The organism is Paenibacillus sp. CF095 (assembly GCF_900101225.1).
Lineage (GTDB): Bacteria > Bacillota > Bacilli > Paenibacillales > Paenibacillaceae > Paenibacillus.
This window is the reverse complement of the sequence record NZ_FMZN01000003.1, coordinates 1-15,646: the sequence shown is the minus strand read 5'-3', so window position 1 is coordinate 15,646 and position 15,646 is coordinate 1. Positions and strand designations below refer to the sequence as shown.

General features: G+C 38.9%; 10 protein-coding genes and 2 pseudogenes. All 12 read left to right on the top strand.

Annotated features, from left to right (window positions below; translation table 11 throughout):
• The first annotated feature begins 2 nt into the window (after positions 1-2).
• Complete coding sequence (locus BLS69_RS22680; RefSeq protein WP_256332414.1) at positions 3-4,766, top strand: LysM peptidoglycan-binding domain-containing protein; 4,764 nt, start codon at positions 3-5, stop codon at positions 4,764-4,766.
• A gap of 513 nt (positions 4,767-5,279) precedes the next feature.
• The gene (locus BLS69_RS22675; RefSeq protein ID WP_091036608.1) at positions 5,280-5,975 is read left to right on the top strand and encodes a metallophosphoesterase family protein; all 696 of its coding nucleotides are present in this window, start codon (positions 5,280-5,282) and stop codon (positions 5,973-5,975) included.
• Between the two features lie 84 nt (positions 5,976-6,059).
• Positions 6,060-6,347, top strand: a complete 288-nt coding sequence (locus tag BLS69_RS22670; RefSeq protein WP_091036605.1) for a hypothetical protein — start codon at positions 6,060-6,062, stop codon at positions 6,345-6,347.
• Positions 6,348-6,599: 252 nt separating this feature from the next.
• Positions 6,600-6,758: a YggL 50S ribosome-binding family protein gene (locus tag BLS69_RS32230; protein WP_176872951.1), complete on the top strand. Its 159-nt coding sequence runs from the start codon at positions 6,600-6,602 to the stop codon at positions 6,756-6,758.
• A 361-nt stretch (positions 6,759-7,119) separates the two neighbouring features.
• Positions 7,120-8,373 carry a hypothetical protein gene (locus tag BLS69_RS22665; protein WP_143023608.1) on the top strand — a complete coding sequence of 418 codons (1,254 nt, stop codon included), beginning with the start codon at positions 7,120-7,122 and terminating at the stop codon, positions 8,371-8,373.
• Positions 8,374-8,982: 609 nt separating this feature from the next.
• Positions 8,983-9,242 (top strand): annotated as a pseudogene (locus BLS69_RS32685) (transposase); the annotation flags it as partial.
• A 230-nt stretch (positions 9,243-9,472) separates the two neighbouring features.
• Positions 9,473-10,123 carry a hypothetical protein gene (locus BLS69_RS22655; RefSeq protein ID WP_091036599.1) on the top strand — a complete coding sequence of 217 codons (651 nt, stop codon included), beginning with the start codon at positions 9,473-9,475 and terminating at the stop codon, positions 10,121-10,123.
• A gap of 225 nt (positions 10,124-10,348) precedes the next feature.
• Positions 10,349-11,185 carry a zinc ribbon domain-containing protein gene (locus BLS69_RS22650; RefSeq protein WP_091036596.1) on the top strand — a complete coding sequence of 279 codons (837 nt, stop codon included), beginning with the start codon at positions 10,349-10,351 and terminating at the stop codon, positions 11,183-11,185.
• A gap of 70 nt (positions 11,186-11,255) precedes the next feature.
• On the top strand, positions 11,256-12,578 hold the full coding sequence (locus tag BLS69_RS22645; protein WP_091036593.1) for a type IV secretory system conjugative DNA transfer family protein: 1,323 nt from the start codon (positions 11,256-11,258) through the stop codon (positions 12,576-12,578).
• A gap of 36 nt (positions 12,579-12,614) precedes the next feature.
• The gene (locus tag BLS69_RS22640) at positions 12,615-13,211 is read left to right on the top strand and encodes a hypothetical protein (protein WP_091036590.1); all 597 of its coding nucleotides are present in this window, start codon (positions 12,615-12,617) and stop codon (positions 13,209-13,211) included.
• Positions 13,208-13,762 (top strand): hypothetical protein, encoded by a 555-nt coding sequence (locus tag BLS69_RS22635; protein WP_091036588.1) that lies wholly within the window; start codon positions 13,208-13,210, stop codon positions 13,760-13,762. Before BLS69_RS22640 ends, BLS69_RS22635 begins: the two co-directional genes overlap by 4 nt.
• Positions 13,763-14,542: 780 nt before the next feature.
• Positions 14,543-15,646, top strand: a pseudogene (locus tag BLS69_RS22630) (hypothetical protein); the annotation flags it as partial.

The following is a 15,646-nucleotide window of genomic DNA, read 5'->3' as shown; positions in this document are numbered from 1 at the left end:
TTATGAAAATCAATCTACAAAGAAATGACGTTCTTCAAATAGATGAAAAAGCAGACCTTAAATTTATTGAAGAGTCTGTTATTCAATTGGAGATTCCCTCGGTAACTGTGCCTTATCGATATTTACCGAATCATTCGACCGCTTTAGAATTAACCGATGCACAGATCAATGCTATGGGGCTCAAAGGCCCTGTTCGGATCTGGAAGTTGTCCGAGTCCATGACAATACCAAAGATTTCAGATGATAAGGGCAACAATTCTGTTTCTCTTCAACCGCAGCTCATTGTCAAATCTGCTCTACAATCAGAGGGAGGGTTACAAGAGAAGCAAATTATGCATGCAGAAGAGGAAGTAGGAGAAAGTAGTTCAGTATGGAGAGCTGGAACTCAGTTGAGGCTAAGGCTAAAAAGATCTAGTACAACTGCACCTGCATTCCAAAATAAGGTATACTCACTGATTGGTGTAAACGAGGCAGATGTCCTTCTATTGGAGAGACTTCTACAGTTAGGACGTACTAACTTGAATAGTCTAGGATTGCAGGTCAGATTACTTTATTTTAATAAAACACAAGATGTACTGCAGACCGTAGGAGAAAACCCTCACATGTTTATTATGCAGGAGAATCTCAGTACCATAACTCACCCTTCTGCTAGCCTAGAACCATTCTCTGCGCTTCAGGAAAGTGGATTGATCCCTGATGCACATCTTTTCTTCAGTAAATTATGGGAGGGAAGTATTACTCGTTCAGGAGGATATCGTTTGTACTTTTTCGATGAGAAAGAACAACGCGGTTTACCGGATGAGGTTTTTAATGTGAAAGGTGAATTAGAGGCTGTCCTCATGATCATGTTCTCCGACAAAAAAGTAGAATCATACCTGAATTGCTTGATAACCGGAGGACTTGATCCAGCGAGTCCTACGAACTCGGTTTATGCGGAGTGGGAACGAGAACATTTAAGTATCGATGTTAATGATCCTAATGAGAATTTAGAAAGGTATATACAAGAACATGGCGTTGATCCAGCAGAATTTGCTGATGCGAATGCAGATCTTCCTTTGAATGGTGAGCAAGAACTACATGTTGAAGAAGCTATTGTCATGATCAAACCTGGATTAATATCGCTCTCTGACTTGGCTAATTTTTATAACGTAGATGCAAAAGAGATAACAAGATTAAATCCGGATATGAATTGGGTTAAGCCAGAGGTAGGTATGTGTATCCGTATGCCACATATGCTGGCTCAAGTTAAACGAGGCGAGACATTGCGGCAAATAGCTGCTAAGTATCATGTACCAATGGTGTCTCTTGTTTTAGCCAACCAAACGACGTTATTTAAGTTGCTACGTGAAGTGCTCAATAAAGTCAAACTTCTGTCTGGTCCTGTGTATCGGATTCCAGTTCTTCCTGAAGGAACTGTTGAATTAAAGGCAGAACGTCTAGCCCCACCAGAGGATGCAACTCCAATGGACGGAAAAGATGATTTCCAAGAACTGTTTCAATTGCTTGGCTATAACGTTGTAAAGAATGAAAACTTTCGGGAGTATGTTCCGACTTTGCCTTTGCCGCCTAAACCAGTACAAGTGGATGCTAATGGCGAAGTTTCATCGGTAGAGGAGACTCCTGTAAAGGAGGTGAAATGGAAATATAATAAAGCCATTCCATTTCATAAATATTTAATGAACCAGGATGCTAATTCTTTTGATTCTGATTCTAAATACCGTGGTGTCGGTTCCATATTTCAAATACGCCATTGTTGGATGGACATCTTTGGCAATCAATTATTTCAGGGCAAGAAAGAGAAAGATGTAACAAAGGATATTTTACCCATATCCATTGGATTTACAGATGAAATGCTCGGACCCAACCGTTGGCCCATGATTACGAATGAATATGAAATCTTACTTGCAGGTACAAAACCGGTACTTCAGGTTCGGTTTATTTGTGATTTGAGCTATTTAGCTAATAAACCAACAAAGAAAGAAGAAGCAGATCAGGCCAGAGGACAAGGAAAAACATTGCTACGGGCAGCAAACCAGCTTATGTTCACCGTGAAAAGAATGCCTGAATTGAGTTGCACAGTCAAAACGAGTTTAATGCCCCTTGAATCGTTTGACATAAAGGACATCCCTAGTTTAGTGGGATTTCTGAAACTTGCAGCAGAATTACTATACGCTTGGGCAGACGGGAAACAAACGCTGGATAATGAAAAGGACATGGATAAACTAAAAAAACCGTTTACCTTAGATATTCCTATTGACCCCGATAAATTAAATCCATTGGATATCTTTGAGTTGAATGTCCTCTTTGAAATTACACGGGAGAAGTCATTCGTCGCACCAGTCTTTCGTTCCATGGAGTCTGTTTGGAGAAGTAGTACTCGCATTTTGCCGATCAGAGATAAGGCACTTGATGAGAAAGACCATGAGTCTGCGCGTCTTGAAACTTCTTTTCTACGATTTGCTTCCAATTTGGAGAAAGCATTAGAGCAAAATCAGCAGTACTTTTACCGTACAGCAATCGGCCTAGATCGTAAAAAATGGTTGGAGCACTCCACAGAGGTGCCAATCTGGATTGTTCGAATGGCTAAGACAGACGCCACGGATGTATCTGGACTAAAGTTATTAATTGAACGAGAAAATGCAACTAATATAGTGCCAACAATTTATGCTCCTAGCCCTTTAATTAACGAGGACCTCGAGCTTCCTTATCGCAAAAAATTTAATGCTGATGGTACAGAAATTCTTGAAGCACAAGATTTAGGACGAATTCGCACGAAAGATATGGAAGCGTACGCTCAATTCTTCCTAAACACGTTTGAACAGATTCTGTCCTCCGAAGCTATTCCGGCATTCGAATTGTTGGAAAGTCAGCCTACTGACATGAGATATACGGAACAATTGTTGATGTTTAAGAGAGAAATAGCAAAAGCACTTTCCAATCAATTGATCGATGTATATAAAGGGGCACCAGAATCGGATTTAGATGCACTAACATCTGCACGAGAGACATATCGGCAGCAAATGCTCCATTCCTTGCAAAAAACGTATTTAACCGATGCAATCGCTCAGTTTCAGACCATTTCACGAGGTAATTTAAAGTCAAATGATGAAGATACGAGCCGCCTTTACGGTATGTTCTTGGTGGATGGAAATACTCTACCTGCAGGTATTACTTTGCCGCCAAGTAAAGTCGACATTAAGCAATATGGGGTTGCCCATCAAGTGCGTTCCTTCCTAAATATGGCTTTTGTAGGAACTAAAGAAGATCCGGCAGCAATCACAACTTCGCCTTTTATAAAAGTTAATGCCCAGTATTGGCCAACACATATCGAGCATCAGATCGACACAATACCAGATATTGAGGGTTATGAAGCTTCTTCTTGGCTTTATTTCATTCTGCCTGACAAGGATCAGGGCAAGGATTCTCCACTTACGAGATCGCTGGGTGCCTTTGATGTCCCTTTACCATTAAGGAGCTACCCAGAAATACCTGCTTTAAAGACCCAAGGTATGGAGGATCCACTGGTGGACCAAACGTCTTTTACCTCTCCACTAAATTCTCATTTGCTTTGGAATTACACGCTTACTTATAGCAGAACTCGGCATATGCCTCAAGATCGAGTGCATGTGAGAGTGATTTTTAAAGAGATGCCATCCTTTGAGACACAAGCGGATGAGGAAGGAGTCCATTTATGTGGGGCGTTACTGGAATATCAAGATTATTACAACAGCATTAAAAAGCAGTTGAAGCAAGTAGAAGAGCTCTCTTCTTTAGTTGGTGATCAACAAGTAATGGTTAAAGATATGGCAGAAAAACTGTGTAGTATTGTTGGATACGTTAAAGAAAATTGGGTAAGATGGCAGGACTATAAAGCAAGTCTTCCATCTGCAATTGATGAGAATGAACCCAAACTGGACACTTTAGGAAATCACGAATATCGCTTCTATTTGGAGGAATACGATAACAAAGGGTTATTAGAAATAGCTTTAACTGAAACTTCTCCCAATCCATCTAGTTTTGTACCTATCGTCAGTATTGATGGCTATGACACAGAGTCTGTTTCCAAAATCCCGCTAACGAGTGGAACAAGCCACCGTTTTATTTTCAGGTTCCGTAATCGCATTGCGAATGATTCATGGCTTCAATCTGATCAAGGTCTACAAATCTCAAAGAGGTTGGTGACACTAAAAGGATTAAATATTATTACCGAATCGAGTGCTCGTGCACATGTGCTAATTTCTAGAAACGAGGAATTAATCAAGGACAAGCCCCTCGCCCTGCCCTTTGTTTATCGAACAGAAGAGCACCGTTTTGAAAGGGCGTATCTTCCTTCGCTTAGAAGGGACTATCCAATTCCTATGACTGAAATTGGTGGAGCACCAGTGTCATTAACAACGCTGCTCGAACGCTTCATTACTTCTTTATTTAAGGGTGAAAAGGATTCTAATCAGCTTCATTTACAACTAGAATGCTTCTATTCTTACGAGCTGGAAAATCGTATTTTCTCCATATCTCTGCCCATGTTCCTTATGCCAAGAAAAAACTTTCCTGTGACTTCGGATATTTTAGATCAGATATCCAAACACGTTGAGGAATTTTTTGTAGTCCGCAATCCTGAACGAAAAGGAGGAAAGCTTCATTTTGATTTTACAGTTTTGATTAATGACAGTCAGCAAAACACGAGTGGAGGAGAAGTTGGTAAACCGGTTACACTTTTGCGACTAACAGACGTAGTACTTGACCTCACTCAAATCGCGTTAATTTAAGAAGGGGCATGGATAGCGATATTAAAAAGGACCTCACCCACAATTTCAGTAAAACATATGGTTTGCTGAGATTGTGGGCGGGTTATCATATTAACCCTTAAAAGTCGCTATTTGCGGCTTTTTTCTTTTAAGACATCAAGTTTATTTCTTGTCCTGTTGTCTGAAAGAGTTTTTAGAAGTACAAAAAATAATTATCATATAAGTCGTTAGTATAGTGGCTTTTTTTGCATTTAAAGAATTAAAGTTACTATTTCAACCTCACCCTCAGGAAAGTTGGAATCAATCATTTATCTTGGGGCGAATTATTGCCAGGTCATGGTCTCAAAAGAAATATATTGGGTACACAAGTTGAGATGTATTGGTATAGGCATTTGTATTTTATTTATGATGCCTGGAGTAAACACAAAGTTATTTCCTTTTAATCTGTAAAATAATGACGTTCTGGGATTTTAACTTTATAATGTAATGAGACGGTGGAACTACTCAATAACCTGAATTAATCGGAGTGAGTGTATGATCTATATAACGGGAGATATCCATGGAACCATTAGCATCAATAAGCGACTAAATAGCCGGAACTTCCCACAACAGAAACACATTACAAAAGATGACTATGTCATCATTGCTGGAGACTTTGGATTGTTATGGGATGATAGTAATGAGGATCGGTACTGGCTTAAGTGGCTAGACAAAACCAAGTCGTTCACCACTCTTTTTATAGACGGAAATCATGAAAATTTTGATTTGCTAGAGCAGTACCCTGTTGAAAGCTGGAATGGGGGTGAAGTACATAGGATAAACAAAAGCGTGATCCATTTGATGCGAGGACAAGTTTTTAATATTGAAGGTCAAACGATTTTTACGTTTGGGGGAGCCACTTCTCATGATAAAGAGTATCGAAAAGAGGGTAAATCGTGGTGGAGCCGTGAAATGCCTTCGCAAGCGGAATACGAAGAAGGATTAAGAAACTTAGATAAAGTTGACTGGAAAGTAGACTACATTATAACACACACATGCTCAACAACTGCCTTAGAGTACATTGCAAGCTGTTGTGACCTTCACATGGATTTGGACGAGATGCATCCATACTTTCAGGGAATAGAGCAAAAAGCCAATTATAAGCATTGGTACTTTGGTCATTTCCATCATGATTTTGAGTTGCCCAATAATCTGAGGCTATTGTATACGGATATGATACAGATTAACTAGAAGAAAAGACTTGAATTAGAAAAACTATATTATAAAAATATTAAAAAATAAGCCTACATTACAATGTATTCCAAGGAGGAAAAAATGAAGTATTATCCAATGACAGATGACGTGAAAAAGTTTAGTAATAATCAGAGATTTGCATATAATGTCGTGGTGAACCTCTACACTTGTAAAGATGAGAAAGATGATTATATTAATAAAAATATTCGTATTGGTTCTAATGAGAACCTCAGTGAGGAAGATCTCATACAAAGAGCAACAAATGTGGTTAATGGATTGATTGATTCAAAGGAGGAGTTCAAGCATTACGATTTAGTTAAAATTGTAGGAATTACTTTTGCAGGTGCCTATGATCGACATTTAAAATAACATAGTTATTGATCGCAGGTCACCTTACATACGTTTACTTCAAATTAAAAGGAGGTTTCCGTAACCTCATCTTTAACTTGTGATGCGCTCACAGTCTTACAACCTTGTCGATATCAGGATCATTCGAAACGACCTACTGAAAATTATCTTTAGGGAGTAAAACTGATAGAACCTTTAAATATCTTAACTTTGAACGAGTTCGTATTACTTTAAAAGTTGTGACAATATAGCCTTTGGGAAGGAGGATAGAGTATGAAAAAAGGAATAGAAGTTAACGGTACAGTTTTTGCTAATCAGGGCGATGTTGATAATGATGAATTTCTTGATAAATTTATAGCATTTATTGAGTCAAATGGATGGGGGTTTGGTGGAGGAAGCAAACAGATTGATGAAGATGGAAATGACATTTGATATTGATGTATAACACCAGCTGTCTGACTAGATACAGTGTACGGATGTTATTTGCTTGTTTGTCTTCATACTCCTTTGCGCAAAATTTACTTTAACACGCTTGCAAAACACAAATTAACGCTTGTTGCACTTACATCCTTGGTCACAGTGATTTGTCTACGGTATATAGATTAATCAAGATGGGAGAAAATCCAACTAAACCTAGAGCAAAAGACATCTATAAATGAGGGATCGTTTGCATCCAATTTAAATTGCATAGGTAGATACTTTAAGAGAAACAAAATCGATTCAGGAACTTTACTGTTAATCATATTAATATTTCGTCGTGTACATAGAAGCAAACATAAATAAGAGAAGGGCTGTGCCAGTATTGAAAGGAAAGATATCTAAAAGGTTAATAGCAATTTTCGTGGTTTTTGCTTTGTATTTAGCCAGCACAAATCAGATGTACGCAGAATTCACCGAATTAAGCTTAGAGGAGCACGGAGGGCTACAGCAGGAATGGGTACATACTCTTCCTAAAGAATTTAATTATCTGAGCTTTGATCTAGGTTACAATCCTCAAGACAATATTAACCGTGCTGCTCAGCTTGTCATGCTAAACCCGGGCACTTTGTCTGGTAATAACTTTGGCCTATACACGATAAATAATAAGACAGGGAAAATTGCCTGGGCGTACGACATTAAAAATAAAGTGAAGAATTTTTACCCTTTGAATCACGCTTGGTTCTATAACGAGAGCGGAAGTATATTCTATCAATATTCTACGAATCATGGGAAAACGTTTAATATTCTTAGTTTGGATGCGAAAGGAAAACGTATATATGAGAAGAAGGATTTAAGTTTCTCAAATATCTATCCGTATAAAAACGGTATTGTTCTACAACAAACGGATAGTCTTAAAAATCAATCCCGTTTTATCACACTAAATTCCAAAGGAATAACGACAAGCGAGACTGTGTTAGGTTATAAAACTGAAGTACTGACTTCTGGTTATGTACTCCATTTTGTAGGTGAGAATAAAATCGAGGTTTTTAAAGATGTAACCTCTTTGAAAAAGCCGTTATTTACGATTAACTCTAAAAAGTTTGGTGGTTTTTACGTTGCGGGTTATCATCAATTAAGTGACGGTACACTAATTGTAGAATATGTAAGATCCAATTCATATGGTGGACAGAAATTAATGGCTTATGGAGTTAATGGTAAACTCAAATGGGACACCGTGCTTGATAGAAACATGAATATTTCTATGCATTCAACCGGAAGTAAACTATTAATTGATAACAAATCTGAACACAGTATCACTTTATATGATCATAACTTCAAAAAGCTGTTTTCTCGTACGTATGAAGGAGAGCTTAATTTTAATGGTTTAATGAGCTCCTATCGAAACGATAGCTATATTGAGTATACTAGCTTTGGGACCATTGATGACAAATGGGGAGAGAGGTATACCTTAATGAAAGATAATGGAGACATTATACTTAGTAAATATTTTATTTTAGATGATGTGCATAAGAGTAACTTTGCATATGACTCGTCCGAAAATGTGGTCTATCGCACCGTGATTAGCGACCACCGATATAATCTGATTAAATACAAGGTAACTAAATAATAGTTGGAGTGCCGTTGATAACAACAATCAACGGCTTTTTAAATTCTATGAAGTTTCAATACTTTATTTGGAATTCAGTAATGAACTTAGTTTATGAAATAAGTGTAGAATGAAGGTTCCTACTCCACATTCACACAAGGTGAAACCACCATGACTGCTCACATATAGCATAATGATACGCAGTTAGTTGAAAATCCTCCACCAATATGAGACAGTCTTTAGTCTGCTTAAAATGATCGTTCGCAGGCAGTATTCAGACCGATTGGTGAAAGGCATACCTTACTGTGCTAGTCATAAAGGTAAACGGCAAAAGCCTGCCGAGACACGCGTCAAGTTCGCTTGGGGTATGACCATCTCTCAGCGACCGAAAGAAGTTCGATCCCTCGAAATCTTTGGCATTAGGAGCCGAAAAGCAAGGGCAGTTTATTAGCTACGTTCATCGAACGTAGGACCCACCTATACGCCGCCAATCCCATGTCTGACCATATAGGACTGTCCATAGAGATTGCTTTTGGTAGCAGTTTCTCAGTACACTGACGGTGCATTTCAAACCGCTCCTGCAGATCGTGGCAAGGAGTTGCCTGTTACGCCAGCCCGGAAGCCGCTCATGGGCTACAGGTGTATTTCGCAGATCCGCATTTCCCCTGGCAACGCGGCTCGAATGAGAATGCTAATGGCCTCTTGCGAGAGTTTTCCCCTATGGGACAGATTGCGCACAAGTGACGGATAAAGCCTTGGAGACTACACTGCGCTTTATCAATCACAGACCACGAAAATGTTTGGGTCGGAGAATCTCTCACGAATCCTTTTTAGAGGAGCTATTACCCTTAGCTTTACAATCCGTCATAAGTAAATTTACTTATACCTAAGGTGTTATTCGTTGGGTAAAGTTATATCAATGAAAGTAATTAATAACCATAACCTAATGCAAATTTACAAATGACTGTTACAAGTTCACATAAAATAGAGAAACATTATATTAAACCAATTAATTATATGGTTCTTTAAGACTAGTTATATTTGTTATTTTATAAATATATAGACCTATTTTTATTGTGCTGATATAATAATGGAAAATGTTAGGTTGGGGGATTGGATAATGAAACAAAAAGTAAAAATAATATCTGCGTTCCTGTGTGGTGCGATATTTTTCTCAGGAGTTTCTTATGCAGCGGATAATTATTTAAAAGCTGTACCTGTGAAAAATAGCAAAATACTAGTTAATGGTTCAGAGGCGGTATTCGAAGGTCAAGCAGTTACGATTAATAATCGCGTATACATGCCATTAAAGGAATTAGGTCAAGAGGTTGGGTTTTCTGTTTCTTCTGGAAGTGTTATTCAAATCAATAAGTTTGAAAAGCTGCCGCTTACTGTTACACGTGAGGGCGTAACTATCACTTTGAATTCTCTAAGTAAAATTGATGGTAAAGTACAATTAAATATTACAGTGAAAAATAATAGTAATAAGAGAGTTGATGTTGATCTCTCGCAAGTTAGAGCAGATGATAATGTTAAAGGTAGAAAGATGTACACGACTAGTGCATCAAGTTTTTTCACACCAATCAATGATAACTGGAGTCTAGCTTCTAAAAAATTCTTAGATGATCCAGTAGATAGTAAAAGTGAAGTGACGGGCAATATGCAAATATCAAGTGTTTCAAAAGGGACTAAAAACATATATTTTTTCTTTGAATCACATAGCATACCAACATCATTTTCGTTTTATGTTGATACAGAAGGATTGTTTTAATTTGATAATGTAACGATAGGCCAAAGATAGAATCAAGTTACCATTTACGGTTGAAATAACACTGTTAATAACAGTAAGTCCGATATGCTATATGGAGCATCACACTTCAATACCAATTACATATATCTACACATGTAACGAGTGCGGCATATTACGAGAGCCACTTTAGAGTGAAAACAAAAAAGAAGAATACTAGTTAGTAGACCTAATAATGGAGGAATAGAAATGAATATGGTTCGCGGTATTACGTTGGCTGAGAACGAGATTGTCATCCGGGAATATGAAGCCTCTGCTTTATATGTTCCTAAAGGAGAAGGGTATGTAATTGTAACGAATCGGAGAGTTATCTTTACTGGTAACTCAGAATCTGTTGCGGGTACTGGACTCATCATCCGAGATGCTAAAATCGATACAATTACCGGTGTCATGGCAGGCCTAGTTCGTCATCGTAGTTTCAAAATGCTTATCTTTGGAGCTATTATTGGACTTCTTGGCTTGATTATGACAATGAATAATTCTACATTAATCTCGTGGATTTTACTCATTATTGGTTCCATAATGGTGTACTTTGGCTTGAAATCTAAAGGTGTGTTGATGCACATCAATATTTTTGGAGCACAATCTTCTTCCGCACTCAGCGTAGCAGTTGAAGCAAGCACGTTATTCTCACGCGTAACAAATAACCAGGCACTCATGACAATCACCGCTGCTGCACCAGGCCGTCATACAGAACAAATGCTGCGTGAATTAGGAGCTCTGATTCAGGATGTACAAGTAATGGGAGATATGGCGATTGAAAAATGGAAAGATATACCCATGACAGAAGGAAGCATACTGACCATGCCAGTAAGTGAGCAACTGTCGTCTTCTATCAATACAGTGATACAAACTGCAAACAAAGTTAAAGAAACGACTGTTACAGCATCTCGTAATCTACAACAACAAATGAATAAAACGGAAGATAAGAATCCTTCAGATTCACTAACAAACCAGTGTAAATGTGGCACTGCTTATGGAATAAACGCTGTTTTTTGTCCAGAATGTGGTGCAAAAACGAGTTAACAAATACATAGATTGAGGAAAAAAGAGCCAATGTTTTCTAATGGACTCTTTTTTTCTGAGGAGGAAAACCTTGAGTCTTCTGAAAAATAATATTGTTAATGGTCAGCAACTTCATACACTAGCACCTAATGAAGTAAAATGGTTAGATGAGCCTCAGGCCAATTATGGAATACCAGGAGTAGACCGAACAGGAGTTATGCTTCATCCTTTACTTCTTCAACGTCATCTTCTCTTTGTAGGTTCGATTGGAAGCGGAAAGACAGTTTCCATGGATCATGTTGTTCGTGCACTACGTAGCGGGGCAACAAGTGACGATGTGTTTATCTTCTTTGATGCCAAAGGGGATTATTTGAAAAAGTTCTATCGAACAGGAGATTATGTTCTCACTAACGAAAGTGATAATGTAGAAGGTAGGGTACGATGGAATATCTTCCAAGATATTATCGCAACACCATTAGAGAAACGAGATGAAGTCATCTGGGAGATCGCTTCTTCTTTATTTAAAGACGATATTGAACGATCGTCAGCACCCATCTTTGCGACCGGAGCTCGTGATTTATTAGCTGCTATTTTAAGCGCAAAAGTAAGGGGAATGGAAAAAGAAGGGGGAACCGAGGATCATGAAACCCTGATTCAATGGGTAAAGAAGGCAAGCGATGTTTCTATTCGAAATTTGCTGTTAAATCATCAAGATTTATCATGGGTTCGTAGTTACATAAGTAAAGAGAATAATCCAAACACCAACCAATCTTTCTTGATGCATTTGTATCAGAACCTTTTTGGTGTGTTTAATGGTGCTTTTAGAGAAGCAGGAGACTTTTCTCTCACTAAATCCATACAAGAACGTGATGGTAGAGCCATCTTCCTTGAGTATGATATTGCAAGTTCAAATGTATTAAAACCGATCTATACGATGATCTTAGATATTGCTATGAAAAATATACTCGGTACTAAAGAGGAACAGTGTCGTGGAAATGTATACTTCATTCTTGATGAATTTCCACTTATTCCAAAGCTAAACTATATGGATAACGCACTGAATTTCGGACGTTCCCTGGGTGTTCGAATCATCGCAGGTATTCAAAACATCGGACAAGTGAAACATGTATATTCAGAGTCACTGGCAGATAGTATTTTGAGTGGATTTGGTACGGTCTTTGCATTCCGACTCTTCGATGAACCAAGCCGCTCCTATATCACAAATCGTCACGGGAAAAACCAACGGATGATTGCTTATTCCTCATCTAATGCAAACAAAGGTATACAAGAACATCTCGTAGATGGAAATGTTATAGAAGACTGGGATCTTACAGATTTGAAGATTGGACAATGTATTATATCACCATTTAATGGAGAGCCTTTCCGTTTCTACCCAGCCAAACCTAAATCTTAAGGATGTTAACGTTAATAGAGTAGGAGTGATTTTATTTTGATTAATAAAGACCTGAGTTATTTGCGTGTGGGCAGAGGTCTCGGAGAGTTTCCGGCAGACAATAAATCCAAAATGTTTGTGGTAGCAAATGGTTTTCAGGAGTTTGAACTAAGTCAATTTGAATACACCGTTTGGGAGCAAATCCATCGCTATGAAACACTAGCAGCTTGGGAATCTGCCATTCTACAAAAGGTTAAAAACATTCCGAATTTTGATTTTTCAAAAATTGTTCGTAGACTCATCGAGAGAAATCTCATTATGCCATGGTCTTTTTCCGACATGCAAGATAAGAATTTGATAAACCTACAAGTAACACGATACGGATATGCACATGGTCTGATCAATGAGGAATATCTCATTGGGGATTCTAATGCAAATAAGACCTTTGTATTCACCAAAGATCAATACGATGTGTGGAATGCAGCTGCTGGGAAGGTTATGTTGCTTGAAGTGATTGATACCCTAATGGATCAACGCGGAATTAATTTTGAAACTGCGATCTCACTGTTTAATATACATGGTCTTAAATTATACAAGCTTACCCTATGGGGACTAGAGTATGTTAATGCAGACCAACTGGAGGTGCAAGCATGAGCTCAATTATGATTGGTGCTGGTCAAGAGCTAGGAAAGTTTCTGCATAAAGATGGCCTTGTTCATTATGGGGTGCAATTTGAGAAACAACGATTGCTGCTCGAAGAGCATCGTTATAAAGTGTGGCAAGTTGCACAAATGGCATCTTACAGCGTTGAAAAATTCACAGTATTACTGGACCTGGAATTACACGTTATTCAAGGTCACATCGATGCTCTTAAGGAGCAAGGACTTGTCTTTGAATCGAGGGACATACTTTCAACTTCGTTTAGAACAAAACATATTGCTATTACTAAAGGGTACATAGAATTAAAAAATGATGGAGAGTTTGAATTGACAGAGTTCCTTGGCTCTCCTCCCGTATCACTACCATTAATCACGGCTACTGTTTGGCGTTTGGCAAATCCTCTTTTCTCATTAGAATCGCTTGTTGATAATCTTGTCCAAGTCATGGATATGCCTAAAGTTGATATTCTAGTCATGTTATCCGAAGCTATTATATTTCTGGTCAGTAATGGATTTATGGCCATTGACCGTTTACCCGAAGCGTAAAAATCAATGAATATAAAGGACATAATAGCAGGTGCATCCAAAAAGACAAGCGAAGCGACACAAAAAGTAAGAAGTAGCACGGTCAACTTATATAGGAATCAAAAGGCGAACTTACTTGTTGGCAAATCTCCTGAAGCACATATAAAATCAACAGAAAGAATGAAGGAAGCTCTTTCTGATCCAAGTAAAATGCCGAGATACAGTTTAGAAGACCTGATAAGTAAAATCCATATAGGATTAGATGTAGGAACAGAATTAGGGTTATCCGGATTAAACCATTATACAAAGGTTTTCGATGCTTCAACAGGTACAACCTTGAAACAAAGTGTTAAAGATACATTAGGTCAAATAAGATCTGGCATTGAATACTCATCACACGCTACAAAATTAAAACAGAGCCAATTGGAGAAGTACCAGAAAAGTTGGGATAATAAAACTCCCGAAGAAAAGCAGGTTGAATTAAATAAGTTGCGAGATAAAATTCAAGAGAGAGAAAATCTTGAGAGTCTTTATAATAAGTTGCATTCTGAACAAATTGACAAGGAGCAAGGGTTAGAAAATTATCAGGAAACCTTAAATGCGGCAAAAGATGAAGAGAATGAAAATAAGGATTTAGAACATTTAGCAGCACAACAACAGGAAATAGAAAGCTCTAGGAACATTGAAACAGACCAGGTCGGACAAAATTCTATCTCGGAGACTGAATTAAAAGAAGACTCTTTAGATGAATCTGTAGTTTCAGAGAGTCTATTTGGGAGCGGATTTGAAGATTTAGAAAATATGGCAGCTGAACTTCAAAAGCAAGAAGAGATTAATGTGGCCGAACAACAGGTGCCTGAAGTTCAGCAGGAAGAATTACAACTGCAGGAACTAGAAGCTGAGCAAGAAGATGCTCAGCAACATGAAGAACCTGGAGCGGAACAAGAAGATGTTCAGCAGCAGGAACAATTATCTAAACTTGAGGTGGAACAAGAATCAGAGCAGCTGTCTGAGCCTGAGGTAGAACAGGAATCAGAGCAGGTATCTGAACCTGAGGTAGAACAAGGAGCAGAGCAGGTATCCGAGCTTGAGGTAGAACAAGAATCAGAGCAGCTATCCGAACCTGAGGTGGAACAAGATCCGGAGCAGCTATCTGAGCCTCAGGTAGAACAAGAAGCAGAGCAGTTATCCGAACTTGAGGTCGAACCCGAACCAGAGCAGGTATCCGAGCTTGAGGTAGAACAAGAATCAGAGCAGCTATCCGAACCTGAGGTGGAACAAGATCCGGAGCAGCTATCCGAACCTGAGGTGGAACAAGATCCGGAGCAGCTATCTGAGCCTCAGGTAGAACAAGAAGCAGAGCAGCTATCCGAACCTGAGGTGGAACAAGAAGCAGAGCAGGTATCCGAGCCTGAGGTGGAACAAGATCCGGAGCAGGTATCCGAGCCTGAGGTGGAACAAGAATCAGAGCAGGTTTCTGAACCTGAGGTAGAACAAGAAACAGAGCAGCTATCTGAACCTGAGGTAGAACAAGGAGCAGAGCAGCTATCCGAGCCTGAGGTGGAACAAGAATCAGAGCAGGTTTCTGAACCTGAGGTAGAACAAGAAGCAGAGCAGGTTTCTGAACCTGAGGTAGAACAAGAAGCAGAGCAGTTATCCGAACTTGAGGTCGAACCCGAACCAGAGCAGGTATCCGAGCTTGAGGTAGAACAAGAATCAGAGCAGCTATCCGAACCTGAGGTGGAACAAGATCCGGAGCAGCTATCCGAACCTGAGGTGGAACAAGATCCGGAGCAGCTATCTGAGCCTCAGGTAGAACAAGAAGCAGAGCAGCTATCCGAACCTGAGGTGGAACAAGAAGCAGAGCAGGTATCCGAGCCTGAGGTGGAACAAGATCCGGAGCAG

What these genes read in the sequence shown, in the direction of transcription:
- BLS69_RS22655 (WP_091036599.1), top strand. Translation starts at nt 9,473, where the DNA reads ATGAAACAAAAAGTAAAAATAATATCTGCGTTCCTGTGTGGTGCGATA.
- BLS69_RS22675 (WP_091036608.1), top strand. Translation starts at nt 5,280, where the DNA reads ATGATCTATATAACGGGAGATATCCATGGAACCATTAGCATCAATAAG.
- BLS69_RS22635 (WP_091036588.1), top strand. Translation starts at nt 13,208, where the DNA reads ATGAGCTCAATTATGATTGGTGCTGGTCAAGAGCTAGGAAAGTTTCTG.
- BLS69_RS22650 (WP_091036596.1), top strand. Translation starts at nt 10,349, where the DNA reads ATGAATATGGTTCGCGGTATTACGTTGGCTGAGAACGAGATTGTCATC.
- BLS69_RS22680 (WP_256332414.1), top strand. Translation starts at nt 3, where the DNA reads ATGAAAATCAATCTACAAAGAAATGACGTTCTTCAAATAGATGAAAAA.
- BLS69_RS32230 (WP_176872951.1), top strand. Translation starts at nt 6,600, where the DNA reads ATGAAAAAAGGAATAGAAGTTAACGGTACAGTTTTTGCTAATCAGGGC.
- BLS69_RS22670 (WP_091036605.1), top strand. Translation starts at nt 6,060, where the DNA reads ATGAAGTATTATCCAATGACAGATGACGTGAAAAAGTTTAGTAATAAT.